This is a genomic window from Actinoplanes flavus (assembly GCF_017592555.1).
GTDB lineage: Bacteria > Actinomycetota > Actinomycetes > Mycobacteriales > Micromonosporaceae > Actinoplanes > Actinoplanes flavus.
This window is the reverse complement of the sequence record NZ_JAGFNS010000013.1, coordinates 125261-141259: the sequence shown is the minus strand read 5'-3', so window position 1 is coordinate 141259 and position 15999 is coordinate 125261. Positions and strand designations below refer to the sequence as shown.

Here is a 15999-nt window from a genome sequence, read left to right as displayed (position 1 = left end):
GAACTCACAGCGCGTACTCGGATGAATACGCTGCTCGCGGCTGTTCCCTGGAGTGCGGGCCACAAGCCCGCCAGCCGAAGGAGTGAACGTTGCACAGCCACCACAACGGCCTCAAGACCGCCGCCCTGCTAGGCCTGCTCACCAGCCTGATCCTCGCCGTGGGCTACTGGCTGGGCGGCAGCGCCGGCCTCGTCATCGCCGTGATGATCTCGCTGGTGACGAACGCCGTCAGCTACTTCTACTCCGACCGGATCGCCCTGCGGGCCATGGGCGCCCGCCCGGTGACCGAGGCGGAGCTGCCCGGCCTCTACCGCATCGTCCGGGAGCTGGCCGTCGAGGCCGGCCAGCCGATGCCCCGCCTCTACGTCTCGCCGGCGCTCCAGCCCAACGCGTTCGCCACCGGCCGCGACCCGGAGCACGCCGCGGTCGCGGTGACCGTCGGCATCCTGAACCTGCTGGAGCCGCGTGAGCTGCGCGGTGTCATCGGGCACGAGCTGTCGCACGTCTACAACCGGGACATCCTGATCTCCAGCGTGGCCGCCGGCCTGGCCGGGATCGTCACGATGCTGGCCAATCTGGCGATCTTCCTGCCGCTCGGCGGCTCGGACGACGAGGACAGCCCGAACCCGGCCGGCCTGCTGCTCATGATGATCCTGGGCCCGCTGGCCGCGTCGATCATCCAGCTGGCGATCAGCCGGAACCGGGAATTCCAGGCGGACGCCTCCGGGGCCGCGCTCACCGGTGATCCGCTCGCTCTCGCGAGCGCCCTCGAGAAGATCCATCACGGTACGGCCCGCGCGCCCCTGCCGGCCGGCGGACAGCTGACCAGCGCCGCGCACCTGATGATCGCCAACCCGTTCGCCGGTGGCGGGATCGCCAACCTGTTCTCCACCCACCCGCCGATGGCCGAGCGGATCCGCCGGCTCCAGGAGCAGGCCGCGCTGACCCGTAGCTGGTGACGCGCGCGACAACCGCCGATATTTCAGGTTCGTCAACCGACCGCCGACGTTAGCCTCGAAACTCGTTTCGCTCGTTACCGTCGGCAGTCGGAGGCCAGCTCGTGACCGCATTGCGTCAGTACCTTGGCGTATGGCACCTACCGGGCGCGAAGGTCCTTCTGGTGGTCGGCATCCTGGCCCGCCTCGGTATCGGGATGACCCCGCTGGCCCTGCTCCTGCTAGTCGAGCAGGCCACCGGACGGTACGCGGCGGCCGGTCTCGCCGGTGGCGTCTACGCGCTGGCCGGCGCCGCGGTCAGCCCGATCGCCGGCCGCCTCGCCGACCGGATCGGCCCGGCCCCGATCCTGCTGGCCACCGCGATCCTGCACCCGCTGGCGCTGGCCGCCCTGCTGCTGGCGAGCCGGGGCGGCTCCGGCGCCCTGGAGTGGATCTTCGTGGCCTCGGCGGGAGCCGGCGCCACCTATCCGCCGCTGACCGCCGCGATCCGGCGCGCCTGGACCGACATGACGTCCCCCGGCACCGGCCGGCACCAGCTGCGCTCGGCCGCCATCGCCGCCGAGACCTCGCTGTTCGAGCTGGTCTTCGTGCTCGGCCCGATGCTGGTGGCGGCCCTCATGGTGATCTCCGGCAAGCCCGAGTCGGCGCTGATCAGCGCGGCCGTCGCCACCCTCGCCGGTACGGCGTGGATCGCCCGCCTCCCGGTCATGCGGCACCGCGGCGGCCACGACCCGGCGGCCGCCGCGAAGGGTCTGGGCCCGCTGCGGGCCGGCGGTTTCCCGGCGCTGCTGCTGTGCGTCGGCGCGCTGGGCGTCGCGTTCGGCGCGGCCGGCGTGATCGTCCCGGCGTACGCCGCACAGCACGGCGGCGGCGAGTCCCTCGGCGGGGTGCTGCTCGGCGTCTGGGGCATCGGCAGCGCGATCGGCGGCATCTGGTTCGGCACCCGCCGCCCGGCGATGGCCCTGTCCCGCCAGTTCGCCTGGCTGCTGGCCGCCGTGTCGATGAGCTTCCTGCTGCTGGCGTTCATGCCGAGCCCGCTCTGGCTGGGCACCGCCCTGGTGTTCGGCGGCGCCACCATCGCGCCCGCCCTGACCGTGGAGAACAGCCTGGTCGGCCGGATCGCCCCGGCCGGGATGATGAACGAGGCGTACACCTGGATGATCACCGTCTCGGTCAGTGGCAGCGCGGCCGGCGGCGCCGTGGCCGGTGCGATCGTCGACCAGCCGGACGGTCTGCCCTGGTCGTTCGCGTTCGCCGCGGCGGTTCTGCTGCTCGCCGCCGGCGTCGCCGCGATCCCCGAGGGGTCGATGGCCCGCGCCGACCGGCACGCCACCGAGCGACTCGCGACCGAACCGGTGTGAGCGTCGCGCGATAGCCTCGCGACAGGCTTGGTGTGGCGAGGGGGCGGCTGTGTCCAAAGAGGTGGAAAGCATGCGCGCGGCGGATTCGGACCGCCAGCAGATCGCCGATCAGCTGAAGGCCGCGCTCGACGAGGGCCGCCTCTCCCTGCACGAGTACGACGAACGCATCGGCGCCGCCTACGCCGCACGCACGTACGCGGAATTGCTCGTGCTCGTCAAGGATCTGCCCCGTCCCGGCCTCAGCGCCGCCGAAGTGCGTACGCAGGCGCGCAAGGCCGCCCGTCGCCTGCCGACCGCTCTGCTCGTTCTCTGGACCATCTGGGGTGCTCTCGCCGCGGTCAACGTGGTGATCTACGCCCTGGTCGCGGTCTCCATCACCGAGTTCGTCTACCCGTGGCCGATCTGGCTGCTGGTGCCGGGCGTCGCGCTCGGTGCGGTGACCGCCGGAGTGCAAGTGATCCGCAATCAGAAACGGGGAGACTGAGTCCCGCATGACCGCACCGACCCGCGTTCCGCTCTCCGTGCTCGACCTGGCCACGGTCCGCGAAGGGCACGGCAGCGCCGACGCCCTGCGCGGCACCATCGAGATCGCCAAGGCCGCCGACGAACTCGGCTACCGCCGGTTCTGGGTCGCCGAGCACCACAACATGCCGGCCGTCGCCTCCACCTCGCCGCCGGTGCTGATCGGCGCCGTGGCCGCGCACACCCGGCAGATCCGGGTCGGTTCCGGCGGCGTGATGCTGCCCAACCACATGCCGTTCGTGGTGGCCGAGCAGTTCGCCATGCTGGAGGCGCTCTACCCGAGCCGGATCGACCTGGGCATCGGCCGCGCGCCCGGCACCGACCAGGCGACCGCGGCGGCCCTGCGCGGGGTCTCGCCCTACCTGACCGTGGAGCAGTTCCCGGAGCATCTGCGCACCCTGCTGGGCCTGCTCGGCGACGAGCGGGTGCCGACCGAACGGCTCACCGCCACGCCCGCCGCGGAGAGCTTCCCCGAGGTGTGGATGCTCGGCTCGTCGACCTACGGCGCCCAGGTGGCGGCCGCGCTCGGGCTGCCGTTCTGCTACGCGTACCACTTCGCCGCGAACTCGGACGTCGACGGCGCCCTCCGCCTCTACCGCAACGGGTTCCAGCCGTCGCCGCGCTACCCCCGGCCATGGGTGATGGTCAGCGCCTCCGTGCTGGCGGCCGAGACCGGCGAGGAGGCCCGTTTCCTGGCCGGGCCCAGCCGGGTGATGGCGCTCAGCCTGCGCACCGGCCGGCTCGGCCCGATGATCTCCCCGGAGGCGGCGGCCGACCGCGAGCTGTCCGACCTGGACCGTGCCGTGCTCGAGTCGCTGCCCGGCACCCAATACGCGGGCACCGTCGAGGAGGTCGTCTCCGGGCTGGACACGCTCGTCGCGCGAACCGGCGCCGACGAACTGATCCTGGCCGGAGCGGTCCACGACCCGGCCACCCGCGTCGACAGCCTGGCCCGGATCGCCAAGGCCTGGGGCCCGGTCGCCAGATGACCTCCGACGTGGCGACCCGAAATGCGCTGGACGCCGGCGCCACCGAGGTGATCCTCTTCATCGACGGCCTCTACCCCAGGCTGGGCTCCCGGCCGACAGAAGACCGAGCGGTGGTGGAATTCTCCTCATGACCAGTGGCATCGTCCTCTCCCTGAACGTCGGCGGCTCCGAACCCAACCCGGCGAAGAGGGACGCCGGCCGGACCGGCATAGGCAAGCGCCCGGTGGACCACCCGGTAACGGTCCGCCGCCCCGGCCCGAAGACCACCGGCCTGCACAGCGGCGTGGTCGGCGACTTCATCGGCGACACCCAGCATCACGGCGGCGACGACCAGGCGGTGTACGCGTACGCCGCCGAGGACTACGCCTGGTGGTCCGCGGAGCTGTCCCGCGAACTGCCTCCCGGCCTGTTCGGCGAGAACCTGACCACCCGGGGCGTAGACCTCTACAACGCCGTACTCGGCGAACAGTGGCGAGTAGGCGACACGGTGACCCTGGAAACCACCTTCGGCCGCATCCCCTGCTCCACCTTCCAGCACCGCATGGCCGAGCCCCGCTGGATCAAGCGCTTCGCCGACTCCAACCGCACCGGCGCCTACCTCCGCATCATCGAGGAGGGCGAGATCCACCCCGGCGCCCCCATCGAGGTCATCCACCGCCCCGCACACGGCCTGACCCTCGCCGAAGCCTTCGACATCTACATGCACACCCCGGAGAACCTGTCCCGCCTCCTGGTGGCCGACGCCCTGCCCCACGCCCTCCGAGCCGAGATCGAAAAGCGCCTGACGCCCTCACCCTCGGGATACCTGGCAGCCGGCGGGTGACGCAGCACGCCTGGGTCATGCACGACGACGATGCGCCGCTCTACTCCAGAATGTTCATGCGAGCTGGCTTTATCGCCGTAGTTGAATGCCAGACCGGGGACCCTACCGTCACCGGCATGCTGGCCGGCAATGGCGCTCGAAGTCAGTCTAGGTCGGCTTCGGTGAGGAGTCGCGACAGCAGAGCGCGATCGTGGAATGCGGCGTGTAGACGCTCGGCGAGCCGACGCAGCGCAGCAGGGTCGGAACTTCCTGCCACGAAGGTGCCGCTCTCGGAGCTGAACCAGATCGTGTCGGCGAGGTCGCGCAGTTCGGCGTGAATCAGCCACCGGGCGAGGCTCTCCCGACCCAAGATCAGCACGGCGCCGAACCTCAGTAGCGACCGGCGCTCGACCGCCGGGGTAGGTGCGGCGCCAGGCCGTGACGATCGCATTCGTGGCTAGGCGCCGTTGTGCCGTCCGGCGATCGGCTGCCGCGCCGCTTCGCGGATTGCCACCGAATACGGGTCACCGGGTGCGGGAGAGGGTGGCCAGCCACTGTGCTTGATCTTCACGCGATCGGCTGACGGGATGATCCACCCGCCCACGATCCGCCCACAACCGCTTGTGGAGAGCCGGACTCGGCTGGACTCCGCTAGATCACAACGAGAACGGCCCCGGCGCAGCGTTTCCGCTGGTACCGGGGCCGTTTCCCTAGCCTGTGGCGGGTAGAGGATTCGAACCTCTGTAGCTTTCGCGACGGATTTACAGTCAACGTGGCACGCCCGCCGTGAGCTGCCAGAACATCCAACCCGTTGGGGCTTCTGGGGATCTATAGGGGATAGAGGACCGTAGGCGGTTCACAAGCGCGACTGAGAGGACTGCATCAAGACAGTCAAGGTGCCTCGCGTGGCTGGCTGAGCTTCGGCCGTATCCCAGCGAAGATCAAACGCTGTCGGTCCGCGCCTTCCAGTTCGACGCTCATGCCCTTGACTTCAATCATGATGTCTCTCCCTCCTGCCCGGTCGCTTCGACCGGGACGTCCTGGTCTGCAAGGCACAGGTGGTAGATGGCGTCATCGGCGCTTCCGTCGTCGATTGACGCCAAAGTGAGCCGGTCGGCCGGCACTCGGGTCACGAACCCGGGACCGGCTCCCGTGTCGATCCACACTTCCGCCCACTCCTGGTCCAGCTTTCGCGGGCCGACTACCAGCGGCTCATGCACGCGGAACCACCAGCCCTGACACACCCGGTGTGTCCGATGCGCTGTCGCCATGGGTACCGCGACAAGTCCGGCACAGCGCGCGAGTGGCGTCACGAGGCCGGTTTGGCGACGGTACGTACAGATGCGGTCCGTAGTCGACGCGCTCGATGACGACGTAAGGCGCGGTATCCGGACCGCCGCCAGTGCAGATGCAGTAGCGGTGACTCGGGTTCGCGGTGACGGCCTGGAGGACTGGCAGACTCGGTGCGGAATCACCAGTGATCTCCGGACACGACGAGGTGTGGAAGATCGCGCCCGGTGGGTACTCGCGGAGACTCACGCTGTCCGCCCCGTCTGTTGGGCGGCCGGATCGGTCAGAGCGGCACCGGGTAGCGGCACCGTGTTCTCGCCGCACCGGGGGCACCATCGACTCTTCACCCTGAACAGGGTCATTCCGGCAGCGAAGCCCAGACACAGAAACACGATCGCGACGACGCCTACCACTTCGCCCCCCAGGTGAGTAATGATTCCTATCGGCCCAGCATTGACCTGCGGACAGTCACGCCAAAGACAGCGGGTGTCTTCAACCCGCTTCACTTCGGGATCAGGGGTAGCGGATGAGCCAGCTAGGCGCGATCTTGAAAGAGGCGCGAACCTCAGCCGGTCTATCCCTGGCCGGAATGGCGAAGCGAACCGGCTACAGCCGCTCGCACATCGGCAACATTGAGAACGGCGTACGTCAGGCGACCCCCGACGTGATACGGAAATACGAGGAAGCGTTAGGGGATTCGTTGAAGCGCCGAAGTCTCTTGCTGGGAAGTCTCGGTATCCTCGCCGCCGGTTCGGAAGACGACACGGCAACGGCGATAGCGCATGAAATCACGAACGGGCGTAGCGGCCTGCTGACAGAGCTGCAAACTAGTCACGCTACCGACAAGGCGATTGCTGCGATTGTCTCCCAGGACGCGGCTTCCCTTGCGGCTCTGAATGGATGGAGCCATCGGGGCAAGGCCGTTCTTCGGGTGAACTCCGCGGGCATCCTCGCGAAGACCCGTTCCGCGTTGGCCGGCACGGAAGCCGTCAGCGTTCTGCGCACAGACGGAGACGTGCGGGAGCTGTACGCCACAGCCGTACTAAGCCGAGTTCTCGTTCTCCCCTGGGAAGACGCCGCCCGGTGGACAACGAGCGGCACGCTGTCCGATGTCCAGATCGCGCGCATGGCTGAGGAACTGGCGAACCCTTACGACGCTGGCGCCCGATGGTGCGCCACTCTCGCCCTTTACCGGAGCCGGGACAGCGATCCTGAGGCCGTGTCCGGAGCTCTTCTTTCGGCTCTCCGGGTGGAGACTGCAGCCGAGAATCTTCGCGCGATCGGCTCCGCTCTAGCGGGTATCGACCCCCTGAAAATCTAGGAGTCATGTTGCATCTGATTACTGTTGAGAAAGATCAAGAAGTTCTGGCGACGATCGGTACGGCTCTCGCTGAGCTAGGCGTAACCGCCGGGTCGATGACCTTGATCGGAGCTGTACAAACGGCCACCGTCTCGGTGATGAAGAAAGATGATGCGCTGACTGACTACCTGCGCACCTACGACCAACCGCTAGAGCTGAGCGGTACCGGAGAAATCTGGGACGGCAAGCCGCACATTCACGTCACGCTGTACGCGGAGGACTTCGTAACCGGCGGACATCTGCACTCCGCGACTGTAAGGGACTTCTTCGTTCACGCCTACATCACGCCGTTGACTAGCTAATTTTGAGGCCCTCCACGTGATGGTGGAGGGCCCCACATTTCGTCGCATGGCATGGCTGAAATAGATTCTCGAAGTAGCCGCGTAGTCCGGTTCTGGGCCTATACGTGCTCGGCACGCTCGATCAGGATCCGTGCGACGGCTCCCATGCTCGTGATCACTGCGTCCGCCCCGGCCTGCCGGAATGGCTCTTCCTTCGCGGGCCGGTTCGCGAAGGCGATGCTTCGTACTCCCGCAGCGTGTGCGCCCTCGATGTCGGAAAGCGAGTCACCCACGAGGACACAGCGGATGGCCGGTACACCGACGGCCTGAACGGCTCTCAGGATCGGTGCGGGGTGGGGCTTCATCTGGCCCGGTTCGGCATACGCACGGCCGACGATCGGCGAAACGTAGGCGCTGAGCCGGTGTGCGACGAGGTAGGCCGAGACCGCCCCGGCGGAGTTGTTGCTCACGATCGCCACTGGCAAGTTCGCCTGATGGGCAGCGACGATGACTTCACGGCCGTAGGGGGTAGGCATGGCCGAATCAGCCGCGTAGCGCTCTGCCCGGCAGAGCGCATCCTCGATCGTCCGGGTGGTCCTCGGGTTCCCAGCCTTGTCCGTCCATCGGAGGACTTCGAGCGGATCCTGTTCGGTAGCCACACTCGGTGGAACGTCGACGCCGTGTTGCCGAAGCACCTCGACAAGGTCTGAGGCGATTCCGGGCGCGGGGTGGCCGGCGAAAATTCCGCAGACCGGTCCGTCGAAGTCCAACAGCACGGCATCGATATCGGCCATGAGCCGATCGAGGTCGGTGCTCATCCGTCGTACCGGTACGCGATCGTGGACCACACGGAGTCGAACCATTGCCGGGAGGCTTCCACGAACTGGGTGCCGTGGGACGCGTCGTCATCGGTCACGGCGTAGTGGAACAACGGCACGTCCTTACCCATCAGGTCATAGATGGCCATGGGCTCGCCCTTGACCGACACGGTGCGCTCTACGACCGGATAGAAGCCGTAGAAGACCTCTTCATTGTTGAGAATGTAGAGCTTGAACAGGGGCGAAGCCCTGTGCATCCGAACTTCGACGGTGGCGGAGCGCACTAGGCCGAGATCGCCCAATTCGGCCACCTGGTCGATGACGCCGTCTGCGGCCCGGCGGGTGATCCGCTCGGCGCGTTCCCGAACGGCCGGATCGTCGGATTGGGTCTCGGCGCGTGCCGGTAGGGCCATCGGGGCGGTCATGTCGGAGATCAGCACCCGAACGGCGATGCTCTCCGGCGCAAGCCGACCGACTCGCACCTTGTCGAGCGCTTCGGCGAGTGCGTCGCGCAGCGTCTCGCCGGAGAACCCGGCGAAGTCGATGGATACGTGAGTGCGCTCGAACGAGGCTTCGATGTGCGGCCGCAGTTCCACGGCGCGCTGTGTCTGTGCCCGGACGAACGCGCCGCTTCCCTGGCGGGTGACGATCAGGCGTTCGGTGCGGAGCACCTCCAGGGCGCGTTTGACGGTCTCTCTGGCTACGCCGTAGCGGGACGCCAGATCGGGTTGCGACGGGAGTTTGTCCCCGGGCTGTAGTCGCCGGGTGAGGATCGCCGCGCGGAGCTTGTTGGCGATTTGTTGGGACGCCTGCTTCGGGTCGTCGGGATCAAGTTTTCCGAGGTAATCCAGGTTTTCGGCCACCCAACCACCATACATCTGACTAGCCAAGCCGGGAAGGCTAATCATTTTGGGGTTGACCTGACTAGCCAACCAGGCCTAGCTTAATCTCGGGTCGCATGGCTAGCCAAGTGGTTCAAGTCGGTTAGTAGGACGGGAACGGCGGCACGTGGTTGCCGTACGCCATGACACCACTGTGTCCGGTCGATCTTTGAGAACTGAATGAAGTGGGTCGCACCTCCCCGTAGCGCAGACGCTGCGCCGAAAAGGTCGCCAGCACGGCTGAGGTTCGTGCACTTCGAACTCTCTTTGCAGCTCAGCGCGGGTGCTGGCACCCGTGTTGGCTCATCCTCGAAAGGACCCTGCTGTGAGCAACCACCACCTGAACTTCGACGGCCCTACCGCGGCTGACCTGAATGCGATCGAAGCCGAGTGGCCGCTGATCGCTGCTGAACTGGATGTTCTGGACGCCGAGATCACGATCATCAACGCTGCCGATCACGGTGGTCCCTCGCCGTTGGACTGGTGTCGTCTGCGTCGGGCTGAGGCTCGCGTGACCCGCGTCGCCGTCGAGCTGGCGGCGCAGCCGGCAGTCCGGAAGGCGGTCGCCTGATGGCTTCGGAGATCACGCGTCTCAAGCGCATCGGTTGGGGCGTCCGGGCGGTATTTGCCCTGGGGATCGCTGCTTCGTTGGCGGGCAATGTGTTGCACGCGACGGACAACGTGATCAGTCAGGCGATCTCGGCGTGGTCACCGTTGGCCTTGCTGCTGGCGGTAGAGCTGATCTCCCGTATCCCGGGCCTGCGTGGGAAGTTGTCGGCCGTCCGCTTCGGCGCAACGGCTGTGATCGCGGGTATCGCGGCGTGGGTGTCGTACTGGCACATGGTCGGTGTGGCTATCCGGTACGGCGAGGCTGGTTCGTCTGCCTATCTGCTGCCGTTCAGCGTTGACGGCCTGATCGTGGTCGCGTCGATCAGCCTGGTGGAGGTCGGCGCACGCATCCGCGCTCTGACGGACAACACCATGACCGCTCCGGCCGCCGCCGTCTCGGCCGTGAGCGAACCCGCTGAGACCGTGACGGATGTCCCCGCCGATCCGGTCGTGGCCGTTGACGAGGTTGCCCCCGCCCCGGTCAAGAAGGTGCCCGCGAAGCGGGTCACGCCGCGTCCGGTGTCGGCCGCCAAGGTCGCCAAGGTCGCCGCCAAGATGCCCGACGCTCCGGTCTCGCAGATTGCCGAGAAGGCGGGTGTCTCCGTCTCGACCGCGCGTCGTCACCTCGCCGCTCTGCGCGTCACTGACGCGTCACCGACCGCCCCGGTTGCTGCGGAAACGCCCACTCTCGCCGCTGCCTAGCTTCGCCCGGCGGCACGGCCCACAAGCCTCCAAGCAAGCGCCGTGCCGCCGGTCCCTGCCCCTCGATCCTGATCGCTCATGACCTCAAGGAGAGGCACCCATGTTCGCGTACTTCAAGCGGCGCGTCACCCGGAACGTTCTTCCGCACGGCGGTCCGGTGCGCGCCGTGATCGCTCCGGCCGCGTGTGGTGGCTTCCTGCTGTTCATCGACTACACGCGTCGTCAGATCGCCGCTGACGTCGACCTCGGGATCCGCTTCGACGAGTACGAGATCCCGAACGCCGACGAGTTCGCCGCCGCTGATCAGGGCCTCGCCGAGATGGGCCTCACCCGCACTGGTCCGTGGCAGCCCGATGGCTACCCCGGAAAGTTCATCGCCCCGATCTTTACCGCCTGATCCGGAGGGACGCTGACCATGACGAACCCCGACCCGCAGCGTGACGACATCGACTTCGGTGAGGTGCTGGACCTGAACGCGGCCCGAACCCGCCGGACCGGCATGCCGCCGGATACGGCCCCGGCCGACACCGACGACAACGAGGATGCCGAGACGATCGACGACGCCCCGCCGGAGGATGGCGGGCCGGTCGATGCGGCCGACGACATCCCGCACGAGATCCTGGCGCGGCAGCGTGAGCGCCGACCCATCCTGGCGGAGTGGGCACGGTCGTGGCGCGGTTTCAAGGCCGCCGTGCGACATCAGAGCAAGGACGCCGGCTACGTGGTCGCCTATCACGCGGTCCGGACGCCGAAGTACGCCGGGAAGGTGCTGCTGTGGGCGCCAGTCGGCCTGTTCCGTGGTCTCGGCCGCGCTATCCGGTGGGCAACCGCCGAAGAGGGGAACTGGGACCTTCGGCAGGCTGCCGCGCAGCGTGGCGAGGCGGACCTGTGGCTGAAACTCGACGCCCGTCGTCAGCGACAGAGTGTGTGGCGCTGGTGGGTACTCGGGTTCGGCGCGGCGGCCGGCGCGATCGGTGCCGTCGTGCTGGCGCTCGGCCCTTCCTGGTGGGCTTACCTCGCTGCCGCTCTGGCGTCGCCGGTGCTGGCGACGCTCGGCCGCCCGGCGGACCGGCCGATCACCGACCGGGTGTCGGAGGGCACCCGGTACCGCAAGCTCACCGCGGAGTTGGTCCGCCGGGCGTTGACGTCCTTGCAGCTCGCGGCAATCAATAGCGCGGTAGCCAAGGATCCGAAAGCGATCACGTTCCCGGTCGACATCCATCGCGACGGCCCCGGGCATATCGCGATCGTGGACCTGCCGTTCGGCGTGGAGGCATCCGACGTGATCGCCCGCCGGGGACGGTTGGCATCGGCGATGCGGCTTCCGCTCGACCAGGTTTGGCCGTCGACCGCCCCCGGGCACACCGGCCGTCTCGCGTTGTGGGTGGGCTACGAACCGGCGTCGCGGATGACCCAACCGCCGTGGCCGCTGCTGGGCGAGGCAGCGAAGGTGGACGTGTTCAAGGCGTTCCCGTTCGCGACCACACCGAAGCTGGACACGGTCACCGCGTCGCTGATGTTCCGGAACTGGCTGTTCGGCGGTCAGCCCGGTTCGGGTAAGACGTTCGCCCTGCGAAACCTGCTGCTGGCGGCATCGCTGGACCCGCGTACCGAGATCCGGGGCTACGAACTCAAGGGCGTCGGGGACTTCGCGGTACTGGAACCGGTGATGGCCGAGTACGGCAACGGCTTCGACGAGGAAACCCTCGCCAAGTGCTTCGCGTTCATCGAGTGGCTGTACGAGGAGTGCCGCCGCCGCTCCAAGCGCATCGAGCACTACGCCCGACTCGGCAAGGCCCCGGAAAACAAGGTCACGCCCGAGCTGGCCAGCTTGAAAGACTCCGGGCTGCACCCGCTGATCGCCTGGTTCGATGAGCTGCAAGAGCTGATGATGAGCAAGTTCGGCAAGGAAGCCGGAGAGATCCTGGAGAAGGTCATCAAGCTCGGCCGTGCCCTCGGGGTGATCATCCTGATCGGCACGCAGATCCCGGACGCCAAGAGCCTGCCGACCGGCATCAGCCGCAACGTCAACTCCCGGTTCTGCCTGTCCGTGGCGGACCAGACCGCGAACGACATGATCCTCGGGACGTCGGCCTACAAGCAGGGCTTCCGGGCCACCATCTTCAAGCCGGTCGACGAGGCCGGATGGGGAGTACTCCGGGGCTTCGGGGACGTACAAACGGCCCGGTCATTCGAGGTCGACACGAACAAGGCCCGGCCGATCGTGGCCCGCGCGGTCGCGTTGCGCACGGCGGCCGGCAACATCCCCACCTTCCCGGCGGAGCGGGATCTCGGCCCGGCGCACACGGTGCTTGACGACGTGGCCCGGATCTGGCCCGACGGTGAGGACGAGGTGTGGAACGAGACGCTGATTGAGCGGCTGATCGAGTTGCGCCCGGACGTCTACGACGGGTGGAAGCCGGTCCAGCTCACTAGCGCACTCACCCCGCACAGCATCACGGTCAAGCAGATCGGCCGCCGCATCGACGGTAAGCCGGTCACCCGGCGCGGCCCCGTTCGCAAGGAGATCCTTGCCGCCATCGCGGAGCGTGACCGCAAACGCCAGGCCAACTGACCGGTCTGAGGCTGCTAGCGCTAGCGGCAACCCCTGCTAGCGCTAGCACCCCCGCTAGCACCCAAACCAAATCCTGAGCTGCGATCTAGCGGATAGCAGCTCACGGCCTCACACACCCAAAATCCGGCCCTGGAGGTCGTTGTGAACCCCCAGCTCACCACCGCTATCGGCATCCTCGCTGCCCTCATCACTGTCACGCTCGGTTACGCGTTCGCGTGCTGGGTCTGGCCGTTCAAAGCCTGCCGCAAGTGCGACGGCACCGGTAAACGGCGCTCGCCGTCCGGCCGCGCGTTTCGACTCTGCCGTCGCTGCGACGGCACCGGCCGCCGACTGCGCGCCGGTCGCTGGATCTACAACCACCTCTCCCGCCGCCGCCGGGAAGCCCGGTGAAAGCCCGGACCATGGCCCACTTCCACCGGGCCGAGACGCAGCACACCGACTGGTGCGCCCGGGACCACCGGTGCGGGGTGGCCGAACACCGTTCGGCCGATCTGACCGCCCGCGAGATCGGCGGACGTGCCTGGCTTACCCGGGTGCGTGCCGGTGACGTCGAGTACGTCGAGATCCGCGCCCGGATCCCGCTGCACCCGACCGAGAAGGTCGCCCGCTGGCAACTCGCGACCGCGCTGACCCTGATGCGCGCCCTGCTCGTCGAGGTCGCCCCTCGCCTGTCCCGGCTGACCGGCCGCGACCAGCGCAAGCTCGACCGCTCCGCCTAACCACCCGCTCTACTTGGAAGGAGTCGACTGGTGACCCAACCCGGGTTCGACCTGGCGGCCGAACAGGCCGTCATCGGTGCCGCCCTGCTGGCTCCCCACCTCATGGGCGATCTCGCCGCCACCCTCGCCCCCGGCGACTTCGGCCGCCCCGCCCACGGCGTGCTGTGGGAAGCGATGTGCGGCATGCACGCGTCCGGTATCCCGACTGACCCGATCACCGTGACTGCCCACCTCGCCGAGACCGGCACGCTCGGCAAGATGGGCGGAGCACCGTACCTGCACACCCTCACCACCCAAACCCCGCAGGTGGGCAACGCCGGCCACTACGCCGGCCGGGTCGCGGAGCTGGCGAAGCGCCGGAAGGTTGCCAACCTGGGGGCACAGCTCACCCAGCTTGCCGCGTCCGGCGCGGACGCCGCCGACCTGGTCGCGACCGGCCGGGCCATGCTTGACGACGCTGATGCACCGGGCGGCTGGTCGCCGGTGATCCCGCTCGGCAAAGGTCGGCACCTGCCCGCGTTCCCCGCCGAGCTGTTGCCCGGGTGGGTGGGCGACCAGGTGCGGGCGGTCGCCGAGTTCACCCAAACCCCGATCGACGCTGCCGGAAGCATCGCGCTCGCGTGTTTGTCGACGGCGGCCGGCGGCCGGGCTGAGGTCGAGGTACGCGGATCCTGGCGCGAACCCACCAACCTCTTCACGGTCGTGGTCCTCCCGCCCGGTTCTCGCAAGAGCGCGGTGTTCGCTGCGATGGTCGGCCCGATCCTGGTCGCGGAAAAGGCACTGATCGAGCGGACCGCACCCGCGATCATCGAGGCGGAGCTATCGGCCAAGGTCGCGGGTAAAGCGGCCGAGAAAGCCGCTCTCGCCGCCGCCAACGCCGATGCGTCTGGTCGAGACACGTTGATCGCTGAGGCGACGGCCGCCGCGATGAACGCCGAAGCGATCACGGTCCCGGTCAAGCCGCAGTTGGTTGCCGACGACGTCACAAGCGAAACGGCTCAATCGATCCTGGCGGAGCAGGGCGGCCGGTTGGCTGTCCTGTCCCCGGAGGGCGGGATCTTCGCCACCATCGCGGGCCGCTACTCCGGCACACCGAACCTGGAGGTGTTCCTCAAAGGACACGCCGGAGACATGATGCGTGTCGACCGGCTCTCCCGCGACGGTGGTCACGTCGACAAGCCCGCGCTGACGATGGGTCTCGCGGTCCAGCCGGAGATCCTTCGCGACATCGCAGGCATGCCCGGCTTCCGGGGACTCGGCCTACTGGCCCGGATCCTGTTCGCCGTCCCGGAGAACACGGTCGGGTTCCGCAAGATCGGGGCCGACCCGATCCCTACCGAGGTCGCCGCGCGCTATCACGCCAACCTTCACACCCTGGTCCTCACGCTGGCCGAGTGGACCGATCCGGCCGTGCTGGTCCTCACCCCGGACGCCAACGATGCCGTTCTCGACATCGAGCGGCAGGTGGAACCCCGGTTGGCCCCGGGTGGGGCGTGGTCGCACATCGTCGACTGGGGGTCGAAGTACACCGGCGCCGTGGTGCGGATCGCTGGGCTGATCCACCTCGCCGAGCATCTGCGCGACGGGTGGGGTAGGCCTGTCGACGTCGACACCGTCAAGCGGGCCGCCCAGATCGGCGAGTATTACGCCACTCACGCCCTGGGCGCGTTCGACGACATGGGCGCCGATCTCGCCACCCGCAACGCCCGAACGATCCTGGCGTGGATCGAGCGCACCGATAGCCGCGCGTTCACCAAACGCGAAGTGTTCCGCGCGCTGAAATCCTCCCAGCTCCCTACCGCCGGGGACTTCGACGCGCCCCTGTCGGTGCTCGAAGCGCACGGCTACATCCGACAGCTCGACCCGCCGCCATCGAAGCGGGCCGGGGGCCGGCCGCCGTCGCCGAGCTTCCTGGTCAATCCCGAGGTTCACCAACCGGCCGCCACCGTGCACCCGCTCACCACGCGCCGAGCCTCATAAACCCCTCTGCCAGAACTGCCACAACCGCCACAACCCCCACCACCGAGAGGTTCTGGCAGTTGTGGCAGTTCTGGCACGCCAGTCCGACCCATCCCGCCGACGGGTCGGCACCGTGCCGAGAGCCACGCAGTGACGCTGGCGCATCCCTCCATGC

General features: G+C 68.1%; 18 protein-coding genes and 1 tRNA gene. 15 read left to right on the top strand and 4 right to left on the bottom strand.

The annotated features are described in order from the left end of the window. Positions 1-89: 89 nt before the first annotated feature. The 6 genes from htpX (at position 90) to J5X75_RS21145 (ending at position 4651) form a co-directional block, all read left to right on the top strand. Positions 90-959 carry a zinc metalloprotease HtpX gene (htpX, locus tag J5X75_RS21165; RefSeq protein ID WP_208469147.1) on the top strand — a complete coding sequence of 290 codons (870 nt, stop codon included), beginning with the start codon at positions 90-92 and terminating at the stop codon, positions 957-959. Between the two features lie 101 nt (positions 960-1060). Continuing rightward, a complete protein-coding gene (locus J5X75_RS21160) occupies positions 1061-2317 on the top strand; it encodes an MFS transporter (RefSeq protein WP_208469145.1) in 1257 nt (418 codons plus the stop codon). 70 nt (positions 2318-2387) lie between these two features. Further along, on the top strand, positions 2388-2801 hold the full coding sequence (locus J5X75_RS21155; RefSeq protein WP_208469144.1) for a DUF1707 SHOCT-like domain-containing protein: 414 nt from the start codon (positions 2388-2390) through the stop codon (positions 2799-2801). 7 nt (positions 2802-2808) lie between these two features. Beyond that, a complete protein-coding gene (locus J5X75_RS21150) occupies positions 2809-3828 on the top strand; it encodes an LLM class flavin-dependent oxidoreductase (RefSeq protein WP_208469143.1) in 1020 nt (339 codons plus the stop codon). Next, a complete protein-coding gene (locus tag J5X75_RS45540) occupies positions 3825-3959 on the top strand; it encodes a hypothetical protein (RefSeq protein WP_274383601.1) in 135 nt (44 codons plus the stop codon). The genes J5X75_RS21150 and J5X75_RS45540 overlap by 4 nt, the downstream gene beginning before the upstream one ends. Beyond that, positions 3956-4651: an MOSC domain-containing protein gene (locus J5X75_RS21145; RefSeq protein WP_208469142.1), complete on the top strand. Its 696-nt coding sequence runs from the start codon at positions 3956-3958 to the stop codon at positions 4649-4651. Before J5X75_RS45540 ends, J5X75_RS21145 begins: the two co-directional genes overlap by 4 nt. Before the next feature lie 142 nt (positions 4652-4793). On the opposite strand, the gene J5X75_RS21140 is transcribed toward J5X75_RS21145, so the two are convergent. Together J5X75_RS21140 and J5X75_RS21135 are read right to left on the bottom strand one after the other, a co-directional pair. Then, positions 4794-5009 (bottom strand): Imm51 family immunity protein, encoded by a 216-nt coding sequence (locus J5X75_RS21140; protein ID WP_208469141.1) that lies wholly within the window; start codon positions 5007-5009, stop codon positions 4794-4796. A 339-nt stretch (positions 5010-5348) separates the two neighbouring features. After that, positions 5349-5443: transfer RNA gene (locus tag J5X75_RS21135), tRNA-Tyr, on the bottom strand. 1003 nt (positions 5444-6446) lie between these two features. Here J5X75_RS21135 and J5X75_RS21130 point away from each other — a divergent pair. Continuing rightward, positions 6447-7241, top strand: coding sequence for a helix-turn-helix domain-containing protein (locus J5X75_RS21130; RefSeq protein WP_208469140.1), 795 nt, complete (start codon positions 6447-6449; stop codon positions 7239-7241). Between the two features lie 5 nt (positions 7242-7246). Then, positions 7247-7582 (top strand): PCC domain-containing protein, encoded by a 336-nt coding sequence (locus tag J5X75_RS21125; protein WP_208469139.1) that lies wholly within the window; start codon positions 7247-7249, stop codon positions 7580-7582. 98 nt (positions 7583-7680) lie between these two features. Here J5X75_RS21125 and J5X75_RS21120 read toward each other — a convergent pair whose 3' ends face one another. Both J5X75_RS21120 and J5X75_RS21115 read right to left on the bottom strand, forming a co-directional pair. After that, a complete protein-coding gene (locus J5X75_RS21120) occupies positions 7681-8379 on the bottom strand; it encodes an HAD family hydrolase (RefSeq protein ID WP_208469138.1) in 699 nt (232 codons plus the stop codon). Then, entirely contained in the window at positions 8376-9242 is an 867-nt protein-coding gene (locus tag J5X75_RS21115) for a GntR family transcriptional regulator (RefSeq protein WP_208469137.1), read from the bottom strand. Before J5X75_RS21115 ends, J5X75_RS21120 begins: the two co-directional genes overlap by 4 nt. A 343-nt stretch (positions 9243-9585) precedes the next feature. On the opposite strand from J5X75_RS21115, the gene J5X75_RS21110 reads away from it, so the two are divergent. From J5X75_RS21110 to J5X75_RS21080, 7 genes are all read left to right on the top strand, one after another. Next, positions 9586-9831, top strand: a complete 246-nt coding sequence (locus tag J5X75_RS21110) for a DUF6284 family protein (RefSeq protein ID WP_307798181.1) — start codon at positions 9586-9588, stop codon at positions 9829-9831. Beyond that, positions 9831-10571 (top strand): DUF2637 domain-containing protein, encoded by a 741-nt coding sequence (locus J5X75_RS21105; protein WP_208469135.1) that lies wholly within the window; start codon positions 9831-9833, stop codon positions 10569-10571. Before J5X75_RS21110 ends, J5X75_RS21105 begins: the two co-directional genes overlap by 1 nt. Before the next feature lie 100 nt (positions 10572-10671). After that, the gene (locus J5X75_RS21100; RefSeq protein WP_208469133.1) at positions 10672-10968 is read left to right on the top strand and encodes a hypothetical protein; all 297 of its coding nucleotides are present in this window, start codon (positions 10672-10674) and stop codon (positions 10966-10968) included. 18 nt (positions 10969-10986) lie between these two features. After that, a complete protein-coding gene (locus J5X75_RS21095) occupies positions 10987-13146 on the top strand; it encodes a cell division protein FtsK (RefSeq protein WP_238488683.1) in 2160 nt (719 codons plus the stop codon). A 141-nt stretch (positions 13147-13287) separates the two neighbouring features. Continuing rightward, positions 13288-13536: a hypothetical protein gene (locus J5X75_RS21090; RefSeq protein ID WP_208469131.1), complete on the top strand. Its 249-nt coding sequence runs from the start codon at positions 13288-13290 to the stop codon at positions 13534-13536. Beyond that, the gene (locus tag J5X75_RS21085) at positions 13533-13865 is read left to right on the top strand and encodes a hypothetical protein (protein ID WP_208469130.1); all 333 of its coding nucleotides are present in this window, start codon (positions 13533-13535) and stop codon (positions 13863-13865) included. Before J5X75_RS21090 ends, J5X75_RS21085 begins: the two co-directional genes overlap by 4 nt. 27 nt (positions 13866-13892) lie before the next feature. Then, positions 13893-15845 (top strand): DUF3987 domain-containing protein, encoded by a 1953-nt coding sequence (locus J5X75_RS21080; RefSeq protein ID WP_372450924.1) that lies wholly within the window; start codon positions 13893-13895, stop codon positions 15843-15845. The last annotated feature ends 154 nt before the right edge of the window (positions 15846-15999 follow it).